At 71.6% G+C, this 23,075-nt stretch carries 21 protein-coding genes and 2 pseudogenes; 11 read left to right on the forward strand and 12 right to left on the reverse strand.

The window, feature by feature from the left end:
- Nucleotides 1-398: 398 nt before the first annotated feature.
- Genes D9753_RS01425 through D9753_RS01435 form a run of 3 tightly spaced genes read left to right on the forward strand, consistent with a single transcriptional unit; the run spans nucleotide 399 to nucleotide 3,615 of the window.
- The gene (locus tag D9753_RS01425) at nucleotides 399-1,697 is read left to right on the forward strand and encodes an extracellular solute-binding protein (RefSeq protein WP_121785350.1); all 1,299 of its coding nucleotides are present in this window, start codon (nucleotides 399-401) and stop codon (nucleotides 1,695-1,697) included.
- Nucleotides 1,694-2,740, forward strand: coding sequence for a carbohydrate ABC transporter permease (locus D9753_RS01430; protein WP_240467990.1), 1,047 nt, complete (start codon nucleotides 1,694-1,696; stop codon nucleotides 2,738-2,740). Before D9753_RS01425 ends, D9753_RS01430 begins: the two co-directional genes overlap by 4 nt.
- Nucleotides 2,741-2,763: 23 nt before the next feature.
- Nucleotides 2,764-3,615 (forward strand): carbohydrate ABC transporter permease, encoded by an 852-nt coding sequence (locus D9753_RS01435; protein ID WP_121785351.1) that lies wholly within the window; start codon nucleotides 2,764-2,766, stop codon nucleotides 3,613-3,615.
- 91 nt (nucleotides 3,616-3,706) lie between these two features.
- Here D9753_RS01435 and D9753_RS01440 read toward each other — a convergent pair whose 3' ends face one another.
- Entirely contained in the window at nucleotides 3,707-4,213 is a 507-nt protein-coding gene (locus D9753_RS01440) for an EF-hand domain-containing protein (RefSeq protein ID WP_121785352.1), read from the reverse strand.
- 584 nt (nucleotides 4,214-4,797) lie between these two features.
- Between D9753_RS01440 and D9753_RS01445 the strand changes: the two genes are divergently transcribed.
- A complete protein-coding gene (locus D9753_RS01445) occupies nucleotides 4,798-6,132 on the forward strand; it encodes a cellulase family glycosylhydrolase (protein ID WP_121785353.1) in 1,335 nt (444 codons plus the stop codon).
- Nucleotides 6,133-6,192: 60 nt separating this feature from the next.
- Here D9753_RS01445 and D9753_RS01450 read toward each other — a convergent pair whose 3' ends face one another.
- Both D9753_RS01450 and D9753_RS01455 read right to left on the reverse strand, forming a co-directional pair.
- Nucleotides 6,193-7,230: a LacI family DNA-binding transcriptional regulator gene (locus D9753_RS01450; RefSeq protein ID WP_121785354.1), complete on the reverse strand. Its 1,038-nt coding sequence runs from the start codon at nucleotides 7,228-7,230 to the stop codon at nucleotides 6,193-6,195.
- On the reverse strand, nucleotides 7,227-9,788 hold the full coding sequence (locus D9753_RS01455) for a glycoside hydrolase family 2 protein (protein WP_121785355.1): 2,562 nt from the start codon (nucleotides 9,786-9,788) through the stop codon (nucleotides 7,227-7,229). Before D9753_RS01455 ends, D9753_RS01450 begins: the two co-directional genes overlap by 4 nt.
- A gap of 270 nt (nucleotides 9,789-10,058) precedes the next feature.
- On the opposite strand from D9753_RS01455, the gene D9753_RS01460 reads away from it, so the two are divergent.
- The 3 genes from D9753_RS01460 to D9753_RS01470 all read left to right on the forward strand — a co-directional run bounded on the left by D9753_RS01460 (nucleotide 10,059) and on the right by D9753_RS01470 (nucleotide 13,281).
- Nucleotides 10,059-11,378 (forward strand): ABC transporter substrate-binding protein, encoded by a 1,320-nt coding sequence (locus D9753_RS01460; protein ID WP_121785356.1) that lies wholly within the window; start codon nucleotides 10,059-10,061, stop codon nucleotides 11,376-11,378.
- Between the two features lie 104 nt (nucleotides 11,379-11,482).
- Complete coding sequence (locus D9753_RS01465) at nucleotides 11,483-12,442, forward strand: carbohydrate ABC transporter permease (RefSeq protein WP_121785357.1); 960 nt, start codon at nucleotides 11,483-11,485, stop codon at nucleotides 12,440-12,442.
- Nucleotides 12,439-13,281, forward strand: a complete 843-nt coding sequence (locus tag D9753_RS01470; RefSeq protein WP_121785358.1) for a carbohydrate ABC transporter permease — start codon at nucleotides 12,439-12,441, stop codon at nucleotides 13,279-13,281. Before D9753_RS01465 ends, D9753_RS01470 begins: the two co-directional genes overlap by 4 nt.
- 87 nt (nucleotides 13,282-13,368) lie before the next feature.
- Here D9753_RS01470 and D9753_RS01475 read toward each other — a convergent pair whose 3' ends face one another.
- On the reverse strand, nucleotides 13,369-14,184 hold the full coding sequence (locus D9753_RS01475) for a nucleotidyltransferase domain-containing protein (RefSeq protein WP_121785359.1): 816 nt from the start codon (nucleotides 14,182-14,184) through the stop codon (nucleotides 13,369-13,371).
- Between the two features lie 206 nt (nucleotides 14,185-14,390).
- Between D9753_RS01475 and D9753_RS01480 the strand changes: the two genes are divergently transcribed.
- Together D9753_RS01480 and D9753_RS01485 are read left to right on the forward strand one after the other, a co-directional pair.
- The gene (locus tag D9753_RS01480) at nucleotides 14,391-15,599 is read left to right on the forward strand and encodes a carboxylate-amine ligase (RefSeq protein ID WP_121790825.1); all 1,209 of its coding nucleotides are present in this window, start codon (nucleotides 14,391-14,393) and stop codon (nucleotides 15,597-15,599) included.
- A 79-nt stretch (nucleotides 15,600-15,678) separates the two neighbouring features.
- Nucleotides 15,679-15,948: pseudogene (locus D9753_RS01485) on the forward strand (murein biosynthesis integral membrane protein MurJ); the annotation flags it as partial.
- A 240-nt stretch (nucleotides 15,949-16,188) separates the two neighbouring features.
- On the opposite strand, the gene D9753_RS01490 reads toward D9753_RS01485, so the two are convergent.
- The 6 genes from D9753_RS01490 to rpmG form a co-directional block, all read right to left on the reverse strand.
- Nucleotides 16,189-16,932 (reverse strand): VOC family protein, encoded by a 744-nt coding sequence (locus D9753_RS01490; protein ID WP_121785360.1) that lies wholly within the window; start codon nucleotides 16,930-16,932, stop codon nucleotides 16,189-16,191.
- 136 nt (nucleotides 16,933-17,068) lie between these two features.
- Nucleotides 17,069-17,458: a MerR family transcriptional regulator gene (locus D9753_RS01495; RefSeq protein WP_121790826.1), complete on the reverse strand. Its 390-nt coding sequence runs from the start codon at nucleotides 17,456-17,458 to the stop codon at nucleotides 17,069-17,071.
- A 26-nt stretch (nucleotides 17,459-17,484) separates the two neighbouring features.
- Nucleotides 17,485-18,252: an SDR family NAD(P)-dependent oxidoreductase gene (locus D9753_RS01500; RefSeq protein ID WP_121785361.1), complete on the reverse strand. Its 768-nt coding sequence runs from the start codon at nucleotides 18,250-18,252 to the stop codon at nucleotides 17,485-17,487.
- Between the two features lie 203 nt (nucleotides 18,253-18,455).
- Nucleotides 18,456-18,578: a type B 50S ribosomal protein L36 gene (gene ykgO / locus D9753_RS01505; RefSeq protein WP_121785362.1), complete on the reverse strand. Its 123-nt coding sequence runs from the start codon at nucleotides 18,576-18,578 to the stop codon at nucleotides 18,456-18,458.
- 18 nt (nucleotides 18,579-18,596) lie between these two features.
- Nucleotides 18,597-18,866, reverse strand: coding sequence for a type B 50S ribosomal protein L31 (locus D9753_RS01510; RefSeq protein WP_121785363.1), 270 nt, complete (start codon nucleotides 18,864-18,866; stop codon nucleotides 18,597-18,599).
- A 47-nt stretch (nucleotides 18,867-18,913) separates the two neighbouring features.
- On the reverse strand, nucleotides 18,914-19,078 hold the full coding sequence (rpmG, locus tag D9753_RS01515) for a 50S ribosomal protein L33 (protein ID WP_121785364.1): 165 nt from the start codon (nucleotides 19,076-19,078) through the stop codon (nucleotides 18,914-18,916).
- 444 nt (nucleotides 19,079-19,522) lie between these two features.
- Between rpmG and D9753_RS01520 the strand changes: the two are divergent.
- Together D9753_RS01520 and D9753_RS01525 are read left to right on the forward strand one after the other, a co-directional pair.
- A pseudogene (locus tag D9753_RS01520) lies at nucleotides 19,523-20,071 on the forward strand (oxygenase MpaB family protein); the annotation flags it as partial.
- Between the two features lie 90 nt (nucleotides 20,072-20,161).
- Nucleotides 20,162-21,160, forward strand: a complete 999-nt coding sequence (locus tag D9753_RS01525) for an NAD-dependent epimerase/dehydratase family protein (RefSeq protein ID WP_121785365.1) — start codon at nucleotides 20,162-20,164, stop codon at nucleotides 21,158-21,160.
- A gap of 6 nt (nucleotides 21,161-21,166) precedes the next feature.
- On the opposite strand, the gene D9753_RS01530 is transcribed toward D9753_RS01525, so the two are convergent.
- On the reverse strand, nucleotides 21,167-22,276 hold the full coding sequence (locus D9753_RS01530) for a sensor histidine kinase (RefSeq protein ID WP_121785366.1): 1,110 nt from the start codon (nucleotides 22,274-22,276) through the stop codon (nucleotides 21,167-21,169).
- Nucleotides 22,277-22,278: 2 nt separating this feature from the next.
- Complete coding sequence (locus tag D9753_RS01535) at nucleotides 22,279-23,019, reverse strand: response regulator transcription factor (protein ID WP_121785367.1); 741 nt, start codon at nucleotides 23,017-23,019, stop codon at nucleotides 22,279-22,281.
- Between the last annotated feature and the right edge of the window lie 56 nt (nucleotides 23,020-23,075).

The following is a 23,075-nucleotide window of genomic DNA, read 5'->3' on the forward strand; positions in this document are numbered from 1 at the left end:
GGCGGGCGTCACCCGTCTGCGTTCGCGCTCGGCCATCGCGATCCGCGTCATGGGCGTTGGCGACCCGCGTCACTGGCGTTCGCGGCTCGCCACGAAGGGCGCGAGCCCGCCTTCGCCGGCCTCGACGCCGACGCCCCTGGCCCCGGCACGCCGGCCCCCACCCCGCACCCTGGACACCCGGCCGACCGATGCCGTCAGTGGGCCGGCCGCCCGGCGACGGCGGTTTTCGCGCGCCCTGACCCCTTTGTGCCGCTCGGGCGTTGCACGGTGTGCGTCGGCCGGTCACAGAGTGGTTGAGACCTCTTGTGGGCGTGTTCATGATGTCTCTAGCCTCCTTGGTGTTGTGCAGAGCGAAACCGTCATTGCACATACTGCAATACACCTCGGAGGAGTACTCGATGAAGCTGTCCGTCCGTCTTGCCGGATTCACCGCGCTCGCCGTCACCCTGGCCACCGCCTGCGCGCCCCAGACCTCCGGCAACTCCTCCTCGGGCAAGGACGAGAAGACCGGCACTCTGCGCGTCTGGCTCTTCCAGGAGGTCGACAACCGGCCCAAGCAGCGTGTCGTCGACGCGGTCCTCGCCGGCTTCGAGAAGGCGCACAAGGGCGCCGAGGTCACCGTCGAGTACATCCCGGTGGAGACCCGCGCCCAGCGCATCAAGGCCGCCTTCAACGACCCGAAGTCCGCGCCCGACGTGATCGAGTACGGCAACACCGACACCGCCGGCTACGTACGGGACGGCGGACTCGCGGACGGCACCCGGGACTTCAACGCCTGGAGCGAGGCCGAGGACACCGATCCGACCGCCCGGCAGTCGGTCACCGTGGACGGCAAGGTCTACGGGGCGCCGTACTTCGTCGGTGTCCGGGCGCTGTACTACCGGACCGACATACTCGGCGAACTCGGCCTCGGCGTACCGAGGTCACAGGCCGAGCTGGTCTCCACCGCGCAGCGGATCCGGGCCGCCAGACCTGACCTGTACGGTCTCGCCGTCGGCGGCGCCTACACGTACGGCGCGATGCCGTTCATCTGGGCCCACGGCGGTGAACTGGCCACCGGCAAGAGCGGTTCGTACGCCTCCGTCATCGACAGCCCTGCCGCCCGGAAGGGCATCGAGGCGTACACCTCCCTCTTCGGCGACGACAACTGTCCCGCCGCCAAGTGCGCGGGCATGGGCGGCAACGACACGGTGACCGCCTTCGCCTCCGGCAAGGCGGCCATGGCGATCGGTGGCGACTTCAGCCATGCCGCGGTGGAAGCCGGGAAGGTCGGGGGGAAGTACGCGGTGGTGCCGCTGCCGGGGGTGAAGCCCGGCTCGATCGCGCCGGCGTTCGCGGGCGGCAACAACATCGGCGTCCTGAAGAGCACGTCGCACCGCACCCTCGCCGTGGAGCTGATGAAGCGGCTGGCCTCGAAGCGGACGCAGGGCCGCCTCTTCGACGCCATGGGCTTTCTCCCGACGTTCGCGGACGTACGGCAGCAGGCCGCGGCCAAGAAGCCGTACGTGAAGCCGTTCGTGCGGACCCTCGCCGCCGGCACCAAGTTCGTGCCGGCCTCGCCCGCGTGGGCACAGATCGACTCCTCACTGGTGCTGCCGACCATGTTCCAGGAGATCGTCAGCGGCAAGAAGGACGTGACCGCCGCCTCCGCCGACGCGGCGAAGAAGATGAACGACGCGTTCGGATCCGTGGGATGACGCGGCTGACCGACGCCGCTCCCCCGCCGGAGCGGGGCGGCCCGACGACCACCGCCGGACGGCCGAGGGTCACGCGGCCGGGCCGGACGACGGCGTCCGTCCCCGCCTCGGGCAAGTCGGCGCGGCCGTACGCTCCGGCTCCCGAGCGGCCCCGCCGGTGGCCACGCCCGCGCGGGGGCTGGACCCCCTGGCTCTACCTCGCCCCCGCCCTCCTCGTCCTCGGCGGACTGCTGGTCTACCCCGTCTACCAGCTCGGGCTGATGTCCGTGCTCCACTACACCCAGGCCCAGGTCAGCGGCGGCGAACCGACCAGCTTCCGGGGCCTGGCCAACTACACCGAGCTGTTCGCCGACGACCAGTTCTGGCAGGTGCTGCTGGCGACGGTCGGCTTCGCGGCGGCCTGCGTGCTGTCCACGCTGGCGGTGGGCTGCGCGCTCGCCGTCCTGCTCACCCGCGTCCGCGCCGTCCCGCGACTCGCGCTGATGCTGGCCGCGCTGGGGGCGTGGGCGACGCCGACGGTCACCGGTTCCACGGTCTGGCTGTTCCTCTTCGACCCCGACTTCGGCCCGGTCGACCGTCTCCTCGGGCTCGGCGACTTCTCCTGGACCTACGGCCGTTACAGCGCCTTTCTCCTGGTCCTGCTCGAAGTGGTGTGGTGCTCCTTCCCCTTCGTGATGGTCACCGTCTACGCCGGCATCCGCGCCGTGCCGGGCGAGGTACTGGAGGCCGCCGCCCTGGACGGCGCCTCACAGTGGCGGATCTGGCGCTCGGTGCTGGCCCCGGCCCTCGGGCCGATCCTGGTCATCGTCACCGTCCAGTCCGTGATCTGGGACTTCAAGGTCTTCACCCAGATCTACGTGATGACCGACGGCGGCGGCATCGCCGGCCAGAACCTGGTCCTGAACGTCTACGCCTACCAGAAGGCGTTCGCGTCCTCGCAGTACAGCCTGGGCTCGGCGATCGGCGTGGTGACGCTGCTGATCCTGCTCGCCGTCACGCTCGGCTATCTGCGGCTGCTGCGCCGCCAAGGGGAGGAACTGTGAGCAGGGGAGGAGCCTCGGGCGGGGTGACCCCGCGTCCTGTACGTGGTCCTGTGCGGCGCCCGTGGCGGCTGGCGGCCGAGGCGACCGCGCTGCTGACCGCCGCGGTCGTCGCCTTCCCCCTCTACTGGATGGTGCTCAGCGCGTTCCGGCCGGCCGAGGAGATCGAGTCCACCCGGCCGAGACCCTGGACCTCTTCCCCGTCGCTGGACTCCTTCCGGCGCGTTCTCCGACAGCACGAGTTCGGCCGGTACTTCGTCAACAGCCTCGTCGTCGCGGTGAGTGTCGTGGTCGCCTCCGCGCTGATCGCCTTCCTAGCCGCGACCGCCGTGACCCGCTTCCGGTTCCGCTTCCGCACCACCCTGCTGATCATGTTCCTGGTGGCGCAGATGGTGCCGGTGGAGGCGCTCACCATCCCCTTGTTCTTCCTCATGCGCGACTTCGGCCAGCTCAACACGCTGGGTGCACTGATCCTGCCGCACATCGCCTTCTCGCTGCCGTTCGCGATCTGGATGCTGCGGGGGTTCGTGAAGGCCGTGCCGGAGTCGCTGGAGGAGGCGGCCTACCTGGACGGGGCGAGCCGCGCGCGCTTCCTGTGGCAGATCCTTCTTCCGCTCGTCCTGCCGGGCCTGGTGGCCACGAGCGTGTTCTCCTTCATCTCCGCCTGGAACGACTTCCTGTTCGCCAAGTCCTTCATCATCAGCGACACTTCGCAGTCGACCCTGCCGATGGCGCTGCTCGTCTTCTACAAGCCCGACGAGCCGGACTGGGGCGGGGTCATGGCGGCGTCCACGGTGATGACGGTGCCGGTGCTGGTGTTCTTCGTACTCGTACAGCGACGCCTGGTCTCCGGGCTGGGCGGAGCCGTGAAGGACTGACGGGCGAACGCGTCCGGACCGGGAGGCCACCGGGAGTTCTTCCTCTCACCGCCCAGGCGCCGGCCCGGTCAGGGGCCTCGGCCGGACCGGTTCAGCGGACGGCGACCAGGGCGTCGTACATGGGCGATGTGCCCTCGCTGACGAAGGCACGGATGGCGGAGAGGTACTCGTCACGGTCGACGCGCCCGTCGCCGTCGGCGTCCAGCGCGTCGAACGCCTCCCCCGCGTTGCCGGCGCTGTTGCCCAGGACCTCCCGCAGCCGGGTGAACTCCTCGCGGTCCAGCATGCCGTCGCCGTCGGTGTCGGCGAGGTCGAACAGGGAGCCCAGGGCCTGCCGGCAGACGTCGTCGAAGGTGTGGGCTCCCGCCCAGGCCGCGTACTCCTGGAAGGTCACCCTGCCGTCTCCGTCCGCGTCCATCGAGTCGTAGACGCGTTCGTGCCGGCTACGGGCGACGGCGACGAGCGGGTCGTTGACACCGCGGCCCAGCCTCGCCGCCGCCCGGTCCGGGCGGGTCAGGTACTCGTCGCGGGTGATCACACCGTCGTTGTCCGCATCCAGCGTGCGGAAGACGCGGTCCCTCGCGGCCATGACGTCCATAAGGCTCCCTCACCCGGACTTCGGAGACGATCCAGAAAGTCACTATAAGCACGGAATCGAGCGCGGAACGTGATGACAGTCCGCCGCGCACCAAGAACGCCCCGGCGGCGGGATCGCCGGTGACCGCTCCCGGACACTGCCTCAGATCAGGGAGCGACCATGCGCTAAACCGGTTTTGTAAAGTCGGACAACACGGGCAGGCTCCCAAGTCAATTTCACCACCGTCAACTGAACTCGAACTAAACTTAACCGGTTTGGTTCGAATGGTTGTCCCCGCGACAGTCTCGTTCTAGCCTCTCTCCCAGCCGTCGACGAAGGGGATTTCGAGCCACCCATCTCCTGGCGAGGTCTCGTGGGTGTCCCTCTTCGGCGATCAGCCGTCCCGCTGCCCGGTGCGAGCCGCGAACCAACGCCCGGGCAGCGGGATCTCAACCGGGCTCGCTCCTTGCCATTCCGGACCGTCGGCGCCCCGCCGGGACCGGACGGACGAGCCGGACGCACAGCCATGCAGTGAACGGCCGTGCCGTGCGCGCCGGAGACGTCCTCGTGTCCGGCGCGCACGCGCCACCATCCTGGGAGCAGTCATGAGAAAGACACTGGCCACCGCGGCGGGAGCGCTGCTGGCCCTCGCCGCCTCGCTACTGGCCGCGCCGTCCCCCGCGCAGGCGGACACACAGGCCGCGCCGGGCTTCCACGTCGCCGACGGGCGGCTGTTGGACGCGACCGGCAAGGACTTCGTCCTGCGGGGCGTGAACCACGCCCACGCCTGGTATCCCACGAGGACGGCGCAGGCCCTGAAGGACGTCAAGGCGCTGGGCGCCAACTCGGTGCGCGTGGTGCTCGCCACCGGTGACCGCTGGACGAAGAACGACACCGCCGATGTCGCGTCCGTCGTCGCGCAGTGCAAGGAGAACCGGCTCGTCTGCGTCCTGGAGGCCCACGACACCACCGGTTACGGCGAGCAGGACGGCGCCGTGTCCCTCTCCCGCGCCGTCGCCTACTGGACCAGCGTCAAGGCCGCGGTGCAGGGCCAGGAGAAGTACGTCGTCCTGAACATCGGGAACGAGCCCTACGGCAACACCGGGTACGCGGCGTGGACGTCCGACACCGCCGACGCCGTGGCCCGTATGCGCGCCGCCGGATTCCGTCACACCCTCATGGTCGACGCCCCCAACTGGGGTCAGGACTGGTCGTTCACGATGCGCGACCACGCCGCGGAGGTGTTCGCCGCGGACCCCGACCGCAACACGGTGTTCTCGATCCACATGTACGGCGTGTTCAACACCGCCGACAAGGTCAAGAGTTACCTGGAGCGGTTCACCTCCCAGCATCTCCCCATAGTCGTCGGTGAGTTCGGCAACATGCACTCGGACGGCGACCCGGACGAGGACGCCATCATGGCCACCGCGCAGCAGCTCGGCGTGGGCTACCTCGGCTGGTCCTGGAGCGGCAACGGCGGTGGCGTGGAGTACCTGGACATGGCCACCGGGTTCGACGCCTCCCGGCTCACCGCCTGGGGACAGCGGATCTTCTCCGGCACCAACGGCATCAAGCAGACCGCCAAGGAAGCCGGCGTGTTCAGCGACGCCGGTCCGGCCACCGGAAGCTGCGCGGTCAGCTACAACCTCAGCGACTGGGGCAACTGGTTCAACGCGGACGTCACCATCCGCAACACCGGTACGACGGCCGTCAAGGGCTGGCAGCTCGCCTTCGCCTTCCCCGGCGCCCAGAAGCTGAACTCGGTGTGGAACGCCAAGGCCGTCCAGCAGGGCAATGAGGTCCGGGCGGGCAACGAGTCCTGGACGGAGACGATCCCGGCCGGCTCCTCCGTGAGTTTCGGTTTCAACGGCTCCTCCACCGGCACCAACGGCGTCCCGGCCGCCTTCACCCTCAACGGGAACACCTGCACCAAGAGCTGACACCACTCCCCCGGTGTGCCGGAGGGCCGCGTCCGCACCGGACGCGGCCCTCCGGCATCACTACGCGTCCGTTCCCGGCGCCGGCGCGGTGGAGCCGCGCGGGGTCAGGGACGGCGTCGGCACCTGATGGCCGCCGGTGTGCGTGCCGTTGACCACGTCGAAGAGCACGCGCGCCACCTCGGCACCGAAGTGGTGCACGTCGTGGCTCATCGCGGTCATCGCCGGGTGGGTGATCCGGCAGAGCTGGGAGTCGTCCCACGCCAGCAGCGACAGATCGTCGGGGACGGTGAACCCCATCTCCGCCGCGACGCCCGCTCCCGCGACCGCCATGATGTCGTTGTCGTAGACGATCGCGGTGGGCCGGTCGGCCGCGAGCAGCAGGGTGCGGGTGGCGCGGGCGCCCTCCTTCTCGTCGAAGCCGGTGGCGATCTGCCGCGCCTCCTCCAGGCCCAGTTCCCGGGTCGTGGCGGCGAAGGCGCGGGCCCGGATGGCGCTGTGCCCGAGGTCGGCCGGGCCGCCGACGCGGGCGATGCGCCGGTGGCCGAGGGCCGCCAGATAGCGGACCGCCTCGGCGACCGCGGACGCGTCGTCCGTCCACACCGCCGGGAAGGTGCCCGTGAGGGAGGGGTGGCCGACCGCGACCGCGGGCAGGCCGAGGCCCTGGAGAGAGGGCACCCGGGGGTCGTCCTCGCGGAAGTCCACGAGGATCGCGCCGGCGATCATCCGGCCGCGCCACCATTCGCGGTAGACCGCGATCTCCTCGTCGAGGTCGCGCACCAGGCGCAGCAGCAGCGAGCAGGACCGTTCCGCCAGGACGCTCTCGATACCCGAGATGAAGTCCATGTAGAACGGTTCCAGGCCGAGCAGCCGGGCGGGCCGGCACAGGGCCAGCCCGACGATGTCGACCCGCTGGCTGGACAGGCTGCGGGCGGTGGCGCTGGGGGCCCAGCCCAGTTCCTGGGCCGCCGCGAAGATCCGCTCGCGCGTGGCCTGGGAGACGCCGGGCTTGTGGTTGAAGGCGAGCGACACCGCCCCCTTGGACACCCCGGCCCGAGCCGCGACGTCCTTGATGGTGACGCGCTGGGGGGAGCCGCTCACACCACGTCCACGCAGAACAGGGCGGCCCTGACGGCGTCAGGGGTGACGGGGCCGCAGCCCTGGACCCGGATGCGCGTCCGCTCGCCGGGCAGCAGGGTCTGCCGGCCCCGGTCACAGACGGCGGCCGGGCCGAGCCGGTCGGGCTGGAGCAGGAGGTCTCTGACGAGAGTACGGGCGCTCACCACGACGTCGACTCTATCTCCCTGGCCGGGAACGGGCTCCAGCGTGACGTCGTAGCGCGGCCGGGGGTAGGCGAAGTCCTTGTCGGGAACCGGGAAGTGCAGGGCGCGCAGTCCCTCCCCGCCCTCGGCCCCTTTCCCACGCTCGACTTCTCCCCCACGCTCGACTTCTCCCCCACGCTCGACTTCTCCCCCACGCTCGACTTCGCTCGCGCGGGGGGACCCCCATGCGCGGGAGGACCCCCATGCGCGGGAGGACCCCCATGCGCGGGAGGACTCCGACGCGTCGGCGACCAGGAACTCCTTGGCGGACCGCTCGTCCGGTACGAGCGCTTCGGGCACCGCGGTCCGGGTGACGGAACGGGGGTCGGCGGTGATGTCGAGGAGGGTCTCGGCGACCACGGTGCCGTCCGCCTCCACCCGCCGCAGCGTCACCGTCGTACGCCAGGTTTCGGCGGACTGGTTGACCGCGGCGAGGACGAGGCCGTCGGCGTCCGGCTGGAGGGTGAGGAGCCGGTCGGCGTAGACGCGGCGCAGCTCGTGGTAGAGCGGCTTGGGGCGCCCGTCGCCGTCGATGGCGGCCCAGGACGTGACCGGCCAGCAGTCGTTGAGCTGCCAGACGATCGTTCCCGCGCACACCGGCCAGTGGGCGCGCCAGTGCTCGATGCCCGCGGCGACGGCGCGGGCCTGGACGAGCTGGGTCAGGTAGTGCCACCGGTCGAAGTCGTCCTCGGGCAGCGGGAAGTGGCGGGCGACGCCGCGATCGAGCTTGCCGTTGCCGTCCTCGGCCTTCTGGTGGTGGAGCATGCCCGGGGAGTCGGGGGCGAGTTCCTCGCCGGGCAGGGCGCGGCGCAGGGTGGCCAGCGCGGGCGGCGCCTGCCAGCCGAACTCCGCGACGAAGCGGGGCACGTTCGCCCGGTACTCGGCGTAGTCCTGGCGGTTCCACACCTCCCACGAGTGGTGGGTGCCGTGGGCCGGGTCGTTGGGATGGTGGTCCCAGGAGCCGGACCAGGGGCTGCCGGCGGTGTAGGGGCGGGTGGGGTCGAGTTCGGCGACGATGCGGGGCAGCAGACCGAGGTAGTAGCCCTCGCCCCAGGAGTCGCCGGCGAGCGGTTCCTCCCAGTCCCAGTCGCGGAAGCCCCAGAGGTTCTCGTTGTTGCCGTTCCACAGCACCAGCGAGGGGTGCGGCATGAGCCGGACAACGTTGTCGCGGGCCTCGGCCTCGATCTCCCCGCGCAGCGGCTGCTCCTCCGGATAGGCGGAGCAGGCGAAGAGGAAGTCCTGCCAGACCATGAGGCCCAGTTCGTCACAGGTGTCGTAGAAGGCGTCGTCCTCGTAGATGCCGCCGCCCCACACGCGCACCAGGTCGATGTTGGCGTCGGCGGCCTGGGTGAGGCGGGTGCGGTAGCGCTCGGGGGTGATCCGGGAGGGGAAGGCGTCGTCGGGGATCCAGTTGACGCCGCGGGCGAAGATCCGGACCCCGTTGACGAGGAGGGTGAAGCCGGTGCCGTGTCCGTCGGCCGACCGGTCGAGTTCGACGGTGCGGAAGCCGATCCGGCGGTGCCAGGTGTCGAGCGGGCCCGCCTCGTCGCCGAGGGTGATGTCGAGGTCGTACAGGGGCTGTTCGCCGTAACCGCGGGGCCACCACAGGCGCGGGTGGGGGACGTCGAGGCGCAGCACCGCCGTGTCGCCGGTGACGGTGGCCTCGGCGCGGACGCCGGCCACCCGGGCCTCGGCGCGCAGGGTGCGTCCCCGCCCCTGCGCGGTGCGCTCCACTTCCAGTCGCACCTCGACCCGGCCGGTGCCGCCGTCGACGGTGACCAGGGGCCGCACCCGGGCGATGCGCGCGGTGGACCAGTGCTCCAGCCGGGCCGGCCGCCAGATGCCCGCGGTCACCAGGGTCGGCCCCCAGTCCCAGCCGAAGTTGCACGCCATCTTGCGGATGTACTGCGAGGGCTCGGGATAGACGTTGGGCCGCTCCCCCGTGACCGCGCGGACGGCCGCCGCCTCGTCGTAGGCGGAGGCGAAGCGGACCTCCAGCTCACCGGCGCGTCCGGTGACGTCGAACCGGTAGCCGCGGTGCATGTTGCGCGTCGTGCCGACGGGGCGCCCGTCCAGGGTGACGTACGCGGCCGTGTCGAGGCCCTCGAAGACGAGATCGGTGCGCTCGTGGACGCTGTCGTGACCGAGGTGGCGGACGTAGGTCCAGGCGCGGCGCCCCACCCAGGCGACGTCGGCCTCGTTGCGGTCGAGGAAGGGATCGGGGATGACCCGGGCCGCCAGCAGGTCGGTGTGGACGCAGCCGGGCACCCTGGCCTCCAGCAGGTCCTCCCCGTGGCGCAGGCTCCAGCCCCCGGTGAGCGGGGTGACGTCCTTCATGGTGCGGCTCCAATCGCCTGACTCAGGCCGTTCGAGGGACAACGGCGGACAACCTAACGCGCTGATCTGCACACTGTCTATAAACCGGTCTAGTGACCCCAGTCGGGCGACTCTCCGGCGAGAGTGCCACGTCGCAGGGGGCGAGAGCCATCGGACGGTAACAATTACGCATCGCGCTCGAAATTTTAGCTTTACCGGTTAACCGAGGGCTGACATAGTGCCGACATCCCACTCGCAGAGCTGAGCCGCCAACCTGAAGGAGCTGGGCACATGGGGAAGACGAAGACACTGACCGGAGCGCTTCTGACGACCGCGATACTGACCGTCGCGGGCTGCGGGGGCGGGGGCACGGCCTCCACCGAGACCGCGAAGGCACCCGCCGACCCGGCCGACGCGTCGGGCACGATCAAGGTGCTGACGGCCCGCACCGACCTCGTCCAGAACGGCACGATGGCCAGGTACGCCGACGAGTTCAACAAGACCTACCCCAAGGTCAAGGTGAAGTTCGAGGCCCTCACCGACTACGAGGGCGAGGTCAAGATCCGGATGAACACCGAGGACTACGGTGACGTCCTCATGATCCCGGCCGCCGTCGCCAAGAACGACTACCCGAAGTTCTTCGCCCCGCTGGGCACCGATGCGGACCTGAGCGCCACGTACCGGTTCAGCGACAAGACCGACGTCGGGGGCAAGGTCTACGGCATCGCCCAGTTCGGCACGGCCAACGGCTTCCTCTACAACAAGGCCGTCTGGAAGAAGGCCGGCATCACCAGGTGGCCGGCCACCCCGCAGGAGTTCCTCACCGACCTGAAGGCCGTCAAGGCGAAGACGGACGCCCTGCCGTACTACACGAACTTCAAGGACGGCTGGCCGCTGACCGCCTGGACCAACAACATCGGCTCCGCCACCTGCGACGCCAAGGCGAACGACAAGCTCGCCGGCGCCGTCTCCCCGTGGAAGCGGGGCGGTGAACTGAACACGATCGACACCCTGCTCTACGACATCGTCAAGGGCGGCCTGTCCGAGAAGGACCCCAGCACGACCAACTGGGAGGCGTCCAAGGGACTGATCGCCCAGGGCAAGGTCGCCACCATGCAGCTCGGCTCGTGGGCCGTCACGCAGATGCAGGACGCCGCCGAGAAGGCCGGCACCGACCCCGGCGACATCGGCTTCATGCCCTTCCCCGTACAGAAGGGCGGCAAGTACTGCGCCGTCCTCGCCAGCGACTACCAGCAGGCGGTCAACATCCACTCCTCGCACAAGGCGGCCGCCCGGGCCTGGATCGACTGGTTCACCCAGAAGTCGGGCTACTCGGCGAAGGAGGGCGCCGTGCCGGTCCTGAAGTCCGCTCCCATGCCCAGCACCCTGAAGGACTTCGTTGACAACGATGTCACCTTCATGGAGCGTTCCGAGGCGAAGACCGGCGAGGTCAACACGATCGACAACGCCGCCGAGATCGGCCTGAACAAACCGGACTACCGCCAGAAGCTGGTCGACCTCGCCCGCGGCGCGCAGCACGGCAGTCTCGACGACTACCTCGCGGACCTCGACAAGCGGTGGAACGAGGCGGCCCGGACCGCCGGTTCCTGAGCGGCGCCGGTGCTCCCGGCCCGGCCGGACGCCGGTACCGGCCCCGTCCGCACCCCGGACGGGGCCACCGCCCGTCGCTCACCCGCGAAGACGAAAGGCCCGATATGACCGAGACGACCCGCACGGCACCCGCGAAGGTGCCGGGCACCGCCCCGCCGCCCTCCAGGACGCCCGCCGGGGGCGAGGGCCGCCGGGGCGTACGCGTCCTGCGCCGGCTCACCCCGTGGTTCTTCCTGGCCGTCCCCCTCCTCCTGCTGGTCACGTTCACCTACGTGCCCGTGGGCAACATGATCTACTACAGCTTCACCGACTGGGACGGCGTCAGCCCCGACCGCCGTTTCACCGGCGTCGACAACTACGAGCAGATCTTCACCCGTCCCGAGTTGTTCCGGGTGTTCTTCGTCAGCTTCTACTACCTGGCCGCGTCGGCCGTGCAGATCGTGATCGCCCTGTACTTCGCGACCGTGCTCAGCTTCGACCTGCGCTGCCGCAACCTGTTCAAGGGGATCCTGTTCTTCCCCTACCTCATCAACGGCGTGGCCATCGGTTTCGTCTTCCTGTACTTCTTCCAGGACGGCGGCACGCTCGACTCGGTGCTGTCCTGGTTCGGCGCCGGCTCCGGCCACGCCTGGCTCGGTGACCCGTCCTCGGCGAACACCTCGCTGGCGGGAGTGTCCGTCTGGCGCTTCACCGGGCTGAACTTCGTCCTGTTCCTCGGCGCGATCCAGTCGATCCCCGCCGAGCTGTACGAGGCGGCCCAACTGGACGGGGCCACGCGCTGGCAGCAGTTCCGGCACATCATCGCTCCGGGCATCCGGCCGGTTGTCAGCCTGAGCGTCATCCTGGCGGTCTCCGGATCCCTGTCCGTGTTCGAGATCCCGTACATCATGACCGGCGGCGCGACCGGCACGACGACGTTCGTCATCCAGACGGTCAAACTCGCCTTCCAGTTCAACAAGACCGGCCTGGCCTCGGCGGCCGCCGTCGTCCTGCTCCTGATCATCCTGCTGATCACCTGGATCCAGCGCCGCCTCGTGCCCGACGAGAAGGTGGACCTCGTATGACCACGCCCCTGCCCGCCCGCCGCCGGATCGCACCCGCACTGACCTACCTGTCGCTGATCGCGGCCTCCCTGGTCGTGCTGATCCCGCTCGTCGTCGTCTTCCTCACCTCCCTCAAGACCTCCGAAGAGGTCTCGGACGGCGGTGCGCTGTCACTGCCGGGCGACTGGCTGAACTTCGACAACTACGCGACGGCGTTCAGCGACGGCAAGATGCTGTCCGCCTTCGCCAACACGACCTTCATCCTGCTGTTCTCCATCACCGGCACGGTGATCATCGGCTCGATGACCGCGTACGCCATCGACCGCTTCGACTTCCGGGCGAAGAAGTTGATCATGGGGCTGTTCCTGGTCGCCACCCTGGTACCCGGCGTCACCACACAGGTCGCGACCTTCCAGGTGGTCAACAGCTTCGGGCTGTTCAACAGCATCTGGGCGCCGATCCTGCTCTACATGGGCACGGACATCGTCTCGATCTACATCTTCCTCCAGTTCATCCGGGGCATCCCGGTCTCCCTCGACGAGGCCGCGCGCCTGGACGGGGCGAACACCTTCACCATCTACTGGAGGATCATCCTGCCGCTGCTCAAACCGGCGATCGCCACGGTCGTCATCATCAAGGGCATCACCGTCTACAACGACTTCTACATACCGTTCCTCTACATGCCGTCCGAGGACCTGGGCACCATCTCCACCGCGCTCTTCCGCTTCAAGGGGCCGTTCGGAGCGCACTGGGAGGACATCTCCGCCGGCACGATCCTGGTGATCCTGCCGACCCTCCTCGTCTTCCTCTTCCTGCAGCGGTACATCTACAACGGCTTCGCCCAGGGCGCGACCAAGTGACCTCCGCGCTCCGGCGGCCGACCTCCCCGCCGGCCGGGGGCCCTGGCGTGCCCGCCGGGGCCCCGGCGGGCCGTGGTGGGGCTGCCGTCAGGAGGTGAGCCGCCCGCAGATCTCGGCGGCCAGGTCGTCCGCCGCGTCCAACGCGGCGCGCAGGGTGTCCGGGGTGGTGCCGAGCGCGGCGAACAGCCCGTGAGCCCGCGCGACGAAAGCGGGGACAGCGGCAGGGAGGTCTCCCGTGGCCCGGACCGCGCCCTTCTCGTTCAGCACCCAGGAGCGCGCGTGGGCGTGCAGGGCGTGCACGAGGAGACCCACCGCGCGAAAGAGGCAGCCGGCGACGTAGAAGGTGTCACCACGTGCCGCTCCCTTGCGGGCGGCCGCCAGGATGAACGGGGTCTCCCACCGCGCGTCGGCGATGAGTGCTTCGCGCAGCGGTTCCGGGTATCGGCGTGCCCGCTCCTTCAGGGCCTGAAGCTCGCCGCCGGGGTCGGCGAGGACGCGCCCGACGGCCACCTCGCCGACGTACGTGTGGGAGTAGACCCCCAGCGGATGGCCGGGCTGAGCGCCCACTTCGAAGCGTCCGTCCTGGCAGTCCGCCCAGATCCGGCGCACCCGGTCCAGGTCACGGTAGATCCAGTCGACGCGGTGGCCGTCCACGGTGAGCCAGGCTCCGCCGTCCACCCACGGCCCCCAGCCGCCGGGCTCTGTCACCTCGACCGGCACGCCGGTCAGTTCGGCCGCGAGGTGCCGCAGGGCGTCGGTGTCCAGGGGCGGCCGGTAGTACAGGCCGAGGTCGTGGTCGGAGTCGGGGTGGGGCGTCCCCGTCGCCCGGCTGCCACCGAGGGCCACCGCGACGACACCCCTGACCTGGGCCAGCCGATCGGCGATCTCTGTCAGACGGTCCACACCCCGGAGTGTGCCGGACCGTGCCACCGTCCGCGACCGGTTTTCGGGCGGCTCGGCCGGCGGGGGTGATCTCCCTCGCTCAGCCGGCCGTGTCGGGCGAGCGGAGCACCTTCCGGAACGTGGTCCTCGGTGCACCCGGGCGGCGTCGGCCGCTTGGCCGACTTGTGTGCCCCGGCATCGTGACCACCGGGGTCACACTGATGGCCATGGAGAGTGAGACGTGGACATCCACCGGCACGCGGCCCGTGCCGGCGAGCGGCAGCGGCACGTCACAGAGCCTCGGCGGCGAGCCCGCGCTCACGGTCGGTGTGGAGGAGGAGTACCTGCTGGTGGATCCGGTCTCCCGGGAGCTGAGCACCCGGGCGGACAAGGTCGTGGCGCAGGCCGCGGAGCGGCTCGGTGACCGGGTCACCACCGAACTGACCCGGTTCCAGGTCGAGGTGCGCACCGATCCGCACGGCAGCCTGGCCGGCCTGGGCGCGGAGTTGAGCGGGACGCGCCAGGCCGTGGCAGACGCCGCCGCCCGTCTCGGACTGCGCATCGTCTCCAGCGGCACACCGGTCCTCGGCCGGCACAGTCCCCCACCGCTGACCGCCGGGGCCCGCTACGCCCAGAGCCTGGCGACCTTCCGCGCCCTGGACAACGAGCAGAGCGTCTGCGCATGCCACGTCCACGTCGGCATCCCCGACCTGGCCACCGCGCTGGAGGTCGCCAACCATCTGCGGCCCTGGCTGCCGGCGTTGATCGCGCTGAGTGCGAACTCGCCGTACTGGGACGCGCAGGACACCGGCTACGACGGCTGGCGCACGCTCACCTGGGGGCGGTGGCCGGTGGCCGGCGCCCCGCCGTACTTCGAGTCCGTCTCCCACTTCGAGGACCTCGTCGGCCGGCTCATCGCGAGCGGGACCCTCCTCGACCGCGGGGGGCTGTACTGGGACATCCGTCCCTCCCATCACGTGCCCACCCTGGAGATCCGGGTCGCCGACGCCGCGCCCACGGTCGATGACACACTGCTCCTCGCCGCGGCCGTCAAGGGTCTGGCCGGCGCCGCCCTGTCCGCCGTACGGGACGGGCGGCCCGCCCCGCGCCCGCAGCCCGAGTTGCTGCGGGCCGCGTACTGGCGCGCCGCCCGCGACGGCATCCGGGGCCGGGCCCTCGACCAGCGGACCGGCCGGCTTGAACCGGCGGCCGTGCACCTCGACCGGCTCTGGCGCACCGCCCTGCCGGCCCTCGCTCCGGCGGAGCGCCGCCTGGTCCGTGCGGCGCGGGAACGCCTCGGCACCGCGGGCAACGGTGCCGACCGCCAACGCCGGGCGTACCGCCGCCGGCACAGCCTCTCCGACGTGGTCGACCACCTCATCCAGCAGACCACCGCCGGCCGCGCGACGCCCGCCCCGCCGCCCCGCCCGGCCTGACCGACGGCGCCCCGGGGCGACGGCCGGGGCGGAGCCGGGGCGGTCCAGCCCGAAGATCGTGAGCCCGTACGTTGTCACCATGGTGCAGGGGGCGAAGACCACGGCGCGGACCGCGTCATCGGGACAGCGAGCACGGGGGCGGCATGCCGCCCGGCGGGACCGGACGGCGACGGGAGAACCGGCCCGCTCCTCGCTGCCGATGGTGGTGGGCACGGTCGCCTCCCGGACAACGGGACTCGTCCGGCAGGTACTTCAGGCCACCGCGCTGGGCACGGGGCTCCTGGCCAGTACCCACAACACGGTGCCGACCAGCCTGTACACGCTCCTGATCGGCGGTGCACTCAACGCCGGGGCCCTCGCCCTCGCCGCGGGAACGCTGACGCTGACCGTGGCCTACCTCGGCTCGCCCGCCTGATGAGGATCGGTGAGCTGCGGCGTCTGCCCGGGACGCGGTGAGGGGTGTCCCACGGTGCGCCGGACACGGGCGGGCCCTTCGTGGACCGGGAGGAGGGGCCGCCCGCCCGTCGGCAGCGCGGCACGGCGTCCTCGGGCGCGGGCCTTCCCCGCGTGGGCGCGGGGGGGCTCCGCGTCAGGCCGGGCCGAGGACGCAGAACTCGTTGCCCTCCGGGTCGGTCAGGACCTGCCACGGGAAGTCGCCCCGGCCCGCGTCGGCGGACGTCGCGCCGAGGGCTCCGAGCCGGGCCACCTCCGCCGCTTGACGTCGACCGTCGAAGGGGTGGGGCGCCAGGTCGAGATGGAGGCGGTGCCGCACGTCCGTCAGGTGGGGCGTGCGGAGGAACTCCAGATACGGGCCGACACCCTTGGCGGAGCGCAGCAGCGCACGATCGTCGGTCACGTCGTGGACGGTCCAGTCCATCGCCTCGCCCCAGAACCGGGCCATGGCCCGCGGGTCCGCGCAGTCGACGACCACCGCGGCGATCGGTCCGGTGTCCCGGTGGGTCTCCCGGGGCTCCAGGACGCAGAACACGTTGCCCTCCGGGTCGGCCAGGACCGTCCGCGCGAGGTCGCCGTGGCCCTCATCGGCGGGTGTCGCGCCCAGTTCCTCAAGGCGCGCCACCGACTCCGCGTGATGGGCCGCGGAGTCGGTCGCGAGTTCGATGTGCGCGCGGTACTTCACTGTTTCGGGGTCCGGGACGGCGATGACATCGATGCGGACGGCGGCGGGGTCCGGCCAGACGGGACCCACGGGCTTGACGCTGGTCGCACCGGGCTCCGCGCTGGAAACGTCCCAGCCGAGCGCCTCCGCCCAGAACCGGCCCAGCGCCGAGTCGTCCCGGGCTTTGACATTCAGTTCGAAGAGGTGCAGCGCCATGCCGCCACCCTATATCCAGGTGCTGAACTTCCAGTGGGGACAAATGAGTTCGGACGGGTGGCCGGAAGTCGATCACCCGGGCACGAGACATGTCCGGTCGGGAGCGTCTCGTCGTGCTCAGGAAGTTCTCCGGCCTCTACCTCGGGACAACCGGTCGGACCACCGGGCGGATCGGACCACCGGTTCTCTGCCGTAGTGCGGCTTCCAGCCGGTCGCGGGCCTCGGTCTGGGCGGCTATCCGCTCGTCGAGGACCGCCAACCGTTCCGACGCGACGCGCAGACCTCTCTCCGACGGCGGTGCGGCAGCCACGTCGCCGTCCAGGCACGGCAGGAACACGCGCACGTCGTCCAGGGTGAGTCCGGCGGCCAGCAGGTAGCGGATGTTGCGCACCCGCACGACCGCCCCCTCGTCGTAGACGCGGTAGCCGTTGGGCGCCCGCTCGGAGGAGATCAACCCCGCCTGCTCGTAGTGCCGCAGCGCACGGGCGGTCGTCGCAGCGGCCTTGGCCAGCTCACCGATCCGCACCCGTCCCACCTCCCGGATCACTCCTATCACGCCACGACCGCTCCGCCGTCGACCGGGAGGACCACTCCGGTCACGAACGACGCCGCCGGTGCGGCAAGTCGGGTGATCGCCCAGGCCACCTCCTCGGGCCGGCCGACCCGGCCCCATGGGGTGTGCGCCAACTGCCATTCCCGCACCGCGGTCATTCGCTCCGGCGTCAGGCCCTGATGTTCGCCGATGGGGGTGTCGATCGCGCCGGGGGCGACGGCCACGACCCGGATCCCGCGGGGTGCCAGCTCGATCGCCCAGCTCCGGGTCAGCAGTTCCAGGGCGGTCTTGGTCGCGGCGTAGACCGAGTTGCCCGGCCAGGCCCGCTGGCCCACCGACGTACTGACGTTGACGATCACCCCGCGCGCCGTCTCCAGGTGCGGTAGCGCGGCTTGGGCCAGCAGGACGGGGGCAACGAGGTTGGTGGCGAGCTGAGGCGCGATGATCTCCGGCGTCAGCGTCCCGAGGGCGCCGCTGCGCACGATGCCGGCGTTGTTGACCAACACGTCCAGTCGGCCGTGTGTGTCCAGTACGGCTCGGACGATGCGCTCGGGTTCGCCCTCGGCGGTGATGTCGGCGGCCAGCGGTGTGATCCGGTCGTGCCCGGCGGCGGTCTCCGCGAGCGGTTCGGTGCGCCGTCCGATCGCGACGACGTGGGCGCCCTCGGCGGCGAAGGCGCGGGCGGTGGCCCGGCCGATCCCGGTGCCGCCTCCGGTGACGGCGACGACCCTGCTGCTCCGTGGTGCGGTGTTGTTCATGCCGGTCATCGTCCGACCCTGCCGCCGACGTCAAGGTCAAGCAGCCTCCTTCGTACGACCGGCGGTCCACGGTTCACCGGAGAGCGAGCGTCCGGACCTCGGTGTGGAGGCGGACCACGCCTCCCTCCGGCCCCTGGCCGTACACGACAGGCGGCCGGTGTGCGCCGCGGACGTCACCGCGGCGCACACCGGCCTCGCCACCCTCACCCGGTTCAGCCCTGGCGGGCCTTGAAGCGGGGTTCCTTCTTGTTGAGCACGTAGGTCACTCCCCGCCGGCGCACCACCTGGGCGCCGGGCCGGGACTTCAGCGCGCGCAGGGACTTACGCACCTTCATCCGTGTCCCCTCCCCTCGTCACGAGTGCCGGCTGCGGGCCGGCGCGGTACGGCCGTAGCGACGCCGGAAGCGTTCGACGCGGCCCTCGGTGTCCAGCACGCGGGACGTGCCGGTGTGGAACGGGTGGCTCGCCGAGGAGATCTCGACGTCGATCACCGGGTAGGTGACGCCGTCCTCCCACTCGACCGTCCGGTCCGAGCCGGCGGTGGAGCGGGTCAGGAACGCCACGTCCGCGGCACGGTCGCGGAAGACGACCGGGCGGGATACGGGATGGATTCCGGGCCTCATGGGGTTGTCCTTCCTCTCAGCGGTCCTGGGGCCGACGCGGGCCCGGGTCAGCGCGCCTCACGGAAGAGGACGTGCCGCCCGGCCACCGGGTCGTACTTGCGCAGGACCAGCCGGTCGGGGTCGTTGAGTCGGTTCTTGCGCGTCACATAGGTGACGCCCGTTCCGGCCGCCGACGTGAGCCGGACGACGGGACGCACGGTGCTGCGTGCCATGGGACCCTCCTTTCGAAGACCGACACCACGTTGCCGACCGGATCATCTTCTTGGTCCGTGCATGTCAGTCACATGGGTGTCAACGGGTCCGGGCGCCCGGACATTCCCGCCCGTACATCCCCGCCGGGGCAGGACTTCCCGGGCCCGCCGAGGCGGGATCTCCTGCCGGGGGCGGACACGTACGGGCATGCGGAATGATCACTCGTTGGTGAGTTCCGCGGGTCTCCCGCCGGCCGCGCGGGCCGCGCTGGCGGCGGTGGCGCGCAAACCGGCGCCGTCCCGTGCTCGGGCGAGGGGAGAAGACGTGGCTGGGGATGCCGGACGCCGAGGGGGTCCGGACGAGCAGTCCGTGCTGCTCGCGGCGGGGCTTGACACGGCCGGCCCACCGTCCATCTCGCGCTGCGGTCCGCCGTGGCCCACCGGCCCGGGGCCGCGCAGGCGGCGCACATGACCGTCGAGGGCGCGGAGGCCTACTACTACGCCTGGCGGGTGGTCGGCGCGATGCTCGGCGTCGACCAGGACGCCGTACCGAAGACCCTGGAGGACGCGCGGGCCTTCCTCGACCTGTACATGATCCGGCACATGGGCCCCTCCGAGGAGGGTGCGGAGCTGACCCGGCAGCTCATCGACCTCTACGAGGAGGTCGTGCCCGGCACCTTCTTCGACCCGATCGTCTCCGTGCTCATCCGCCATCTCGTCGGCGACACGTGCGCCGACTGGCTGCGGGTGCCCCGTACCCGCTGGGACGTCCAGGTCGAGGCCGTTCCCCGGCTGCTGGGCGTGCTGGAGACCATCGAGGACCGCTCGCCCCTCGGTGGCTGGGCCCTGGACCGGCTCGGCCATCTGACCACGGTCCTCGACCTGTCCTCCCTCACCCGCGGGCGGGTCATGCACCACGCCATCCCCGAACATCTGCGGAAGGAGTACGGCGTCGACGGCATGGTGCCCCGCACCCACCGGTGGATGCCGCCCCGCGCCACCGTCTCCCCGTGACCGGTCCGGCGGGCCGGCGAGGTCTTACGGAGCGGTGACGTGCCGGGCCGGTCACCCGTCCCGGCGCGGTCCCCGACCTAGCGTGGCCGTATGCGTGTACTGGTCACCGGCGGTGCCGGGTTCATCGGGTCCCACGTCGTCGAGGCGCTGCGGGAGCGCGGGCACGAGCCGGTGGTGTACGACGTCCGGGACGATCCCGCCGCCGACGTACGCGATGCGGCGGCGGTGGCCCGCGCGCTGGCCGGTGTCGACGCCGTGTGCCATCAGGCGGCCATGGTGGGTCTCGGTACCGGGTTCGCCGACGCGACGGAGTACGTCTCGCGCAACGACCTGGGCACCGCCGTCCTGCTGGGCGCGATGGCCGAGGCGGGCGTGGGGCGGCTGGTGCTGGCCGGCTCGATGGTGGTGTACGGGGAGGGCCGGTACGAGTGCCGTGCGCACGGGGTGGTGCGGCCGGGGCCGCGAGCCGTGGCCGACCTGGACGCGGGCCGGTTCGAGCCGCTCTGCCCGGTGTGCGGGCAGGACCTCTCCCCCGGGCTGGTCGGCGAGGACGCACCGGCCGATCCGCGCAACGTGTACGCCACGACCAAGCTGGCGCAGGAGCATCTGTCCGCCGCCTGGGCCCGCGTGACGGCCGGGTCGGCGGTGTCGCTGCGCTACCACAACGTGTACGGGCCGCGGATGCCCCGCGACACCCCGTACGCGGGGGTCGCCTCCTTCTTCCGTTCGGCGCTCGCCCGGGGCGAGGCCCCGCGCGTCTTCGAGGACGGGCGGCAGCGGCGGGACTTCGTGCACGTCCGGGACGTGGCGGCGGCCAACGTGGCCGCGCTGGAGGCGGACACGGCCGAGGGAGTGCTGCGGGTGTACAACACCGGCAGCGGTGAGCCGCACTCGGTCGGCGAGATGGCACGGGCGCTGGCCGCGGCACACGGCGGACCCCGGCCCGTGGTCACCGGCGAGTACCGGCTGGGCGACGTCCGGCACATCACCGCGGACCCCGCACGGCTGCGGGCGGAACTGGGGTGGCGGCCCGCGGTGGGCTTCGCTGAGGGCATGCGGGAGTTCGCAGCGGCTCCGGACGGGCGGTGAACGCCCCTACGACGGCAGCGGCAGCGTCACCTCGAAGCGGCAGCCGCCGGGGATGTTGCGTACGGCGGTCCGCCCCCGGTGCGCCTCCACGATCCCCCGGACGATGGCCAGGCCCAGGCCCGCGCCGGCCGGGGGCGTGCGGGCGTCGGTGCCGCGCCAGCCGGTGTCGAAGACGCGGGGCAGGTCCTCCTCGGGGATGCCGCCGCAGCCGTCCGACACCGACACGACCACGCCGTCGGGTCCGCGCTCGGCGGCGACGGCCACCGTGCCGTCGGCGGGTGTCCGGCGGATCGCGTTGACCAGCAGGTTGCCCAGGACCCTGCTCATCTCCCGGCCGTCGATCTCCACCGGCACCGGCTCGACGTGGGCGCCGACCAGTCGCACCCCGTGCTCGCGGGCGAGGGGGTCGGCGCCCGCCAGGGCGTCGCCGACCAGGTCGTACAGGGACATGCGGGAGAGGGACAGCGAAAGCGTGCCGGCGTGGATGCGGGAGAGTTCGAAGAGGTCGCCGACCATCGCGTCGAGGCGCTCGACCTCGGTGCGGATCTGCTTCAGGTAGCGGCCGGGGTCGGCGGCGACCCCGTCCTCCAGGGCCTCGGCCATGGCACGCAGTCCGGCGAGCGGGGTGCGCAGGTCGTGGGAGATCCAGGCGACGAGTTCACGGCGGGAGGTCTCCGACGCCCTCTCGCGTTGCCGGGACTCGGCCAGGCGGGCGCTGGTGGCCGCCAGTTCCCGGCTCAGCGCGTCGAGTTCGGCGGTGGCGGGTCCGGTGGGGGCCCGGAAGGCGCCGGCGTCGCCGAACGAGCGGGCGGCGGCGGCGAGTTCGTGGCTGCGGGCCACCACCCAGCGGCCCAGCAGCAGGGCGGTGGCCAGGGAGACCACGGCCGCCATGGCGACCACGGTCGTGACGACGGTCAGATCGTGCGGGGAGAGGAACATCGCCCAGGCGACGGCGAGGGTGCCCGCCAGCATCGCCAGCACGCCGACCGCCGCGACCACGGCGAGCGAGGCGGTGAGCGAGCGGCGTCGGATGAGCCGCAGCACGCCCGCTCCGGCGAGACCGGTCGCCGCGGCGCCGGCGAAGGCGCACAGGGCGATGAGGAGGGTGTCGCGCATGGTCAGCTCGTCTCCCCGGCGCCGGTCCCGAAGCGGTAGCCCACGCCCCACACGGTCTGGATCAGGCGCGGCCGGGCCGGGTCGTCCTCGACCTTGCCGCGCAGCCGGCGGACGTGGACGGTGACGGTGGACAGGTCGCCGAAGTCCCAGCCCCACACCTCGCGCATCAGGTCCTCGCGGCCGAACGCCCGTCCGGGATGGCGCAGGAAGAAGGAGAGCAGGTCGAACTCGCGGAGCGTGAGCGCGAGTTCGGCGCCGTGCTTGGTGGCCCGCCGGGCGGCGGGGTCGACGGTCAGTCCGGCCGCGCCGATCGGCGGGGCCGGCGAGGCGGCCTGCGGGCGGGTGCGGCGCAGCACGGACTCCACGCGCAGGACCAGTTCGCGGGGGCTGAAGGGTTTGGTGACGTAGTCGTCGGCGCCGACCTCCAGGCCGAGGATCCGGTCCTCCTCGTCGCCGCGGGCGGTGAGCATGACGACGGGCACCGGGCCGCGGGCGCGCAGCCGGCGGCACACCTCCAGGCCGTCCATGCCGGGCAGCATCAGGTCGAGCACCACCAGGTCGGGCCGGTGCGCGTCGGCGCGGGTGAGGGCCGTGGGGCCGTCGTCGGCGCGGTCGACGAGGTGGCCGGCGCGGTCCAGGTAGCCGGCGACGACCTCCGCGACGGTCGGGTCGTCGTCCACGACCAGGATCCGGGTGGGCCGGCCGGCTGTTCGGGCCTCGACGGGCTCGTACTGCTGCTGCATGCCCCCAGCCTGGCACCGCCTCCCGCCCGGCGTCGCCCCGGACCGCCCCGGGCGGC

It is taken from the genome of Streptomyces dangxiongensis, assembly GCF_003675325.1.
GTDB classification, from domain to species: domain Bacteria; phylum Actinomycetota; class Actinomycetes; order Streptomycetales; family Streptomycetaceae; genus Streptomyces; species Streptomyces dangxiongensis.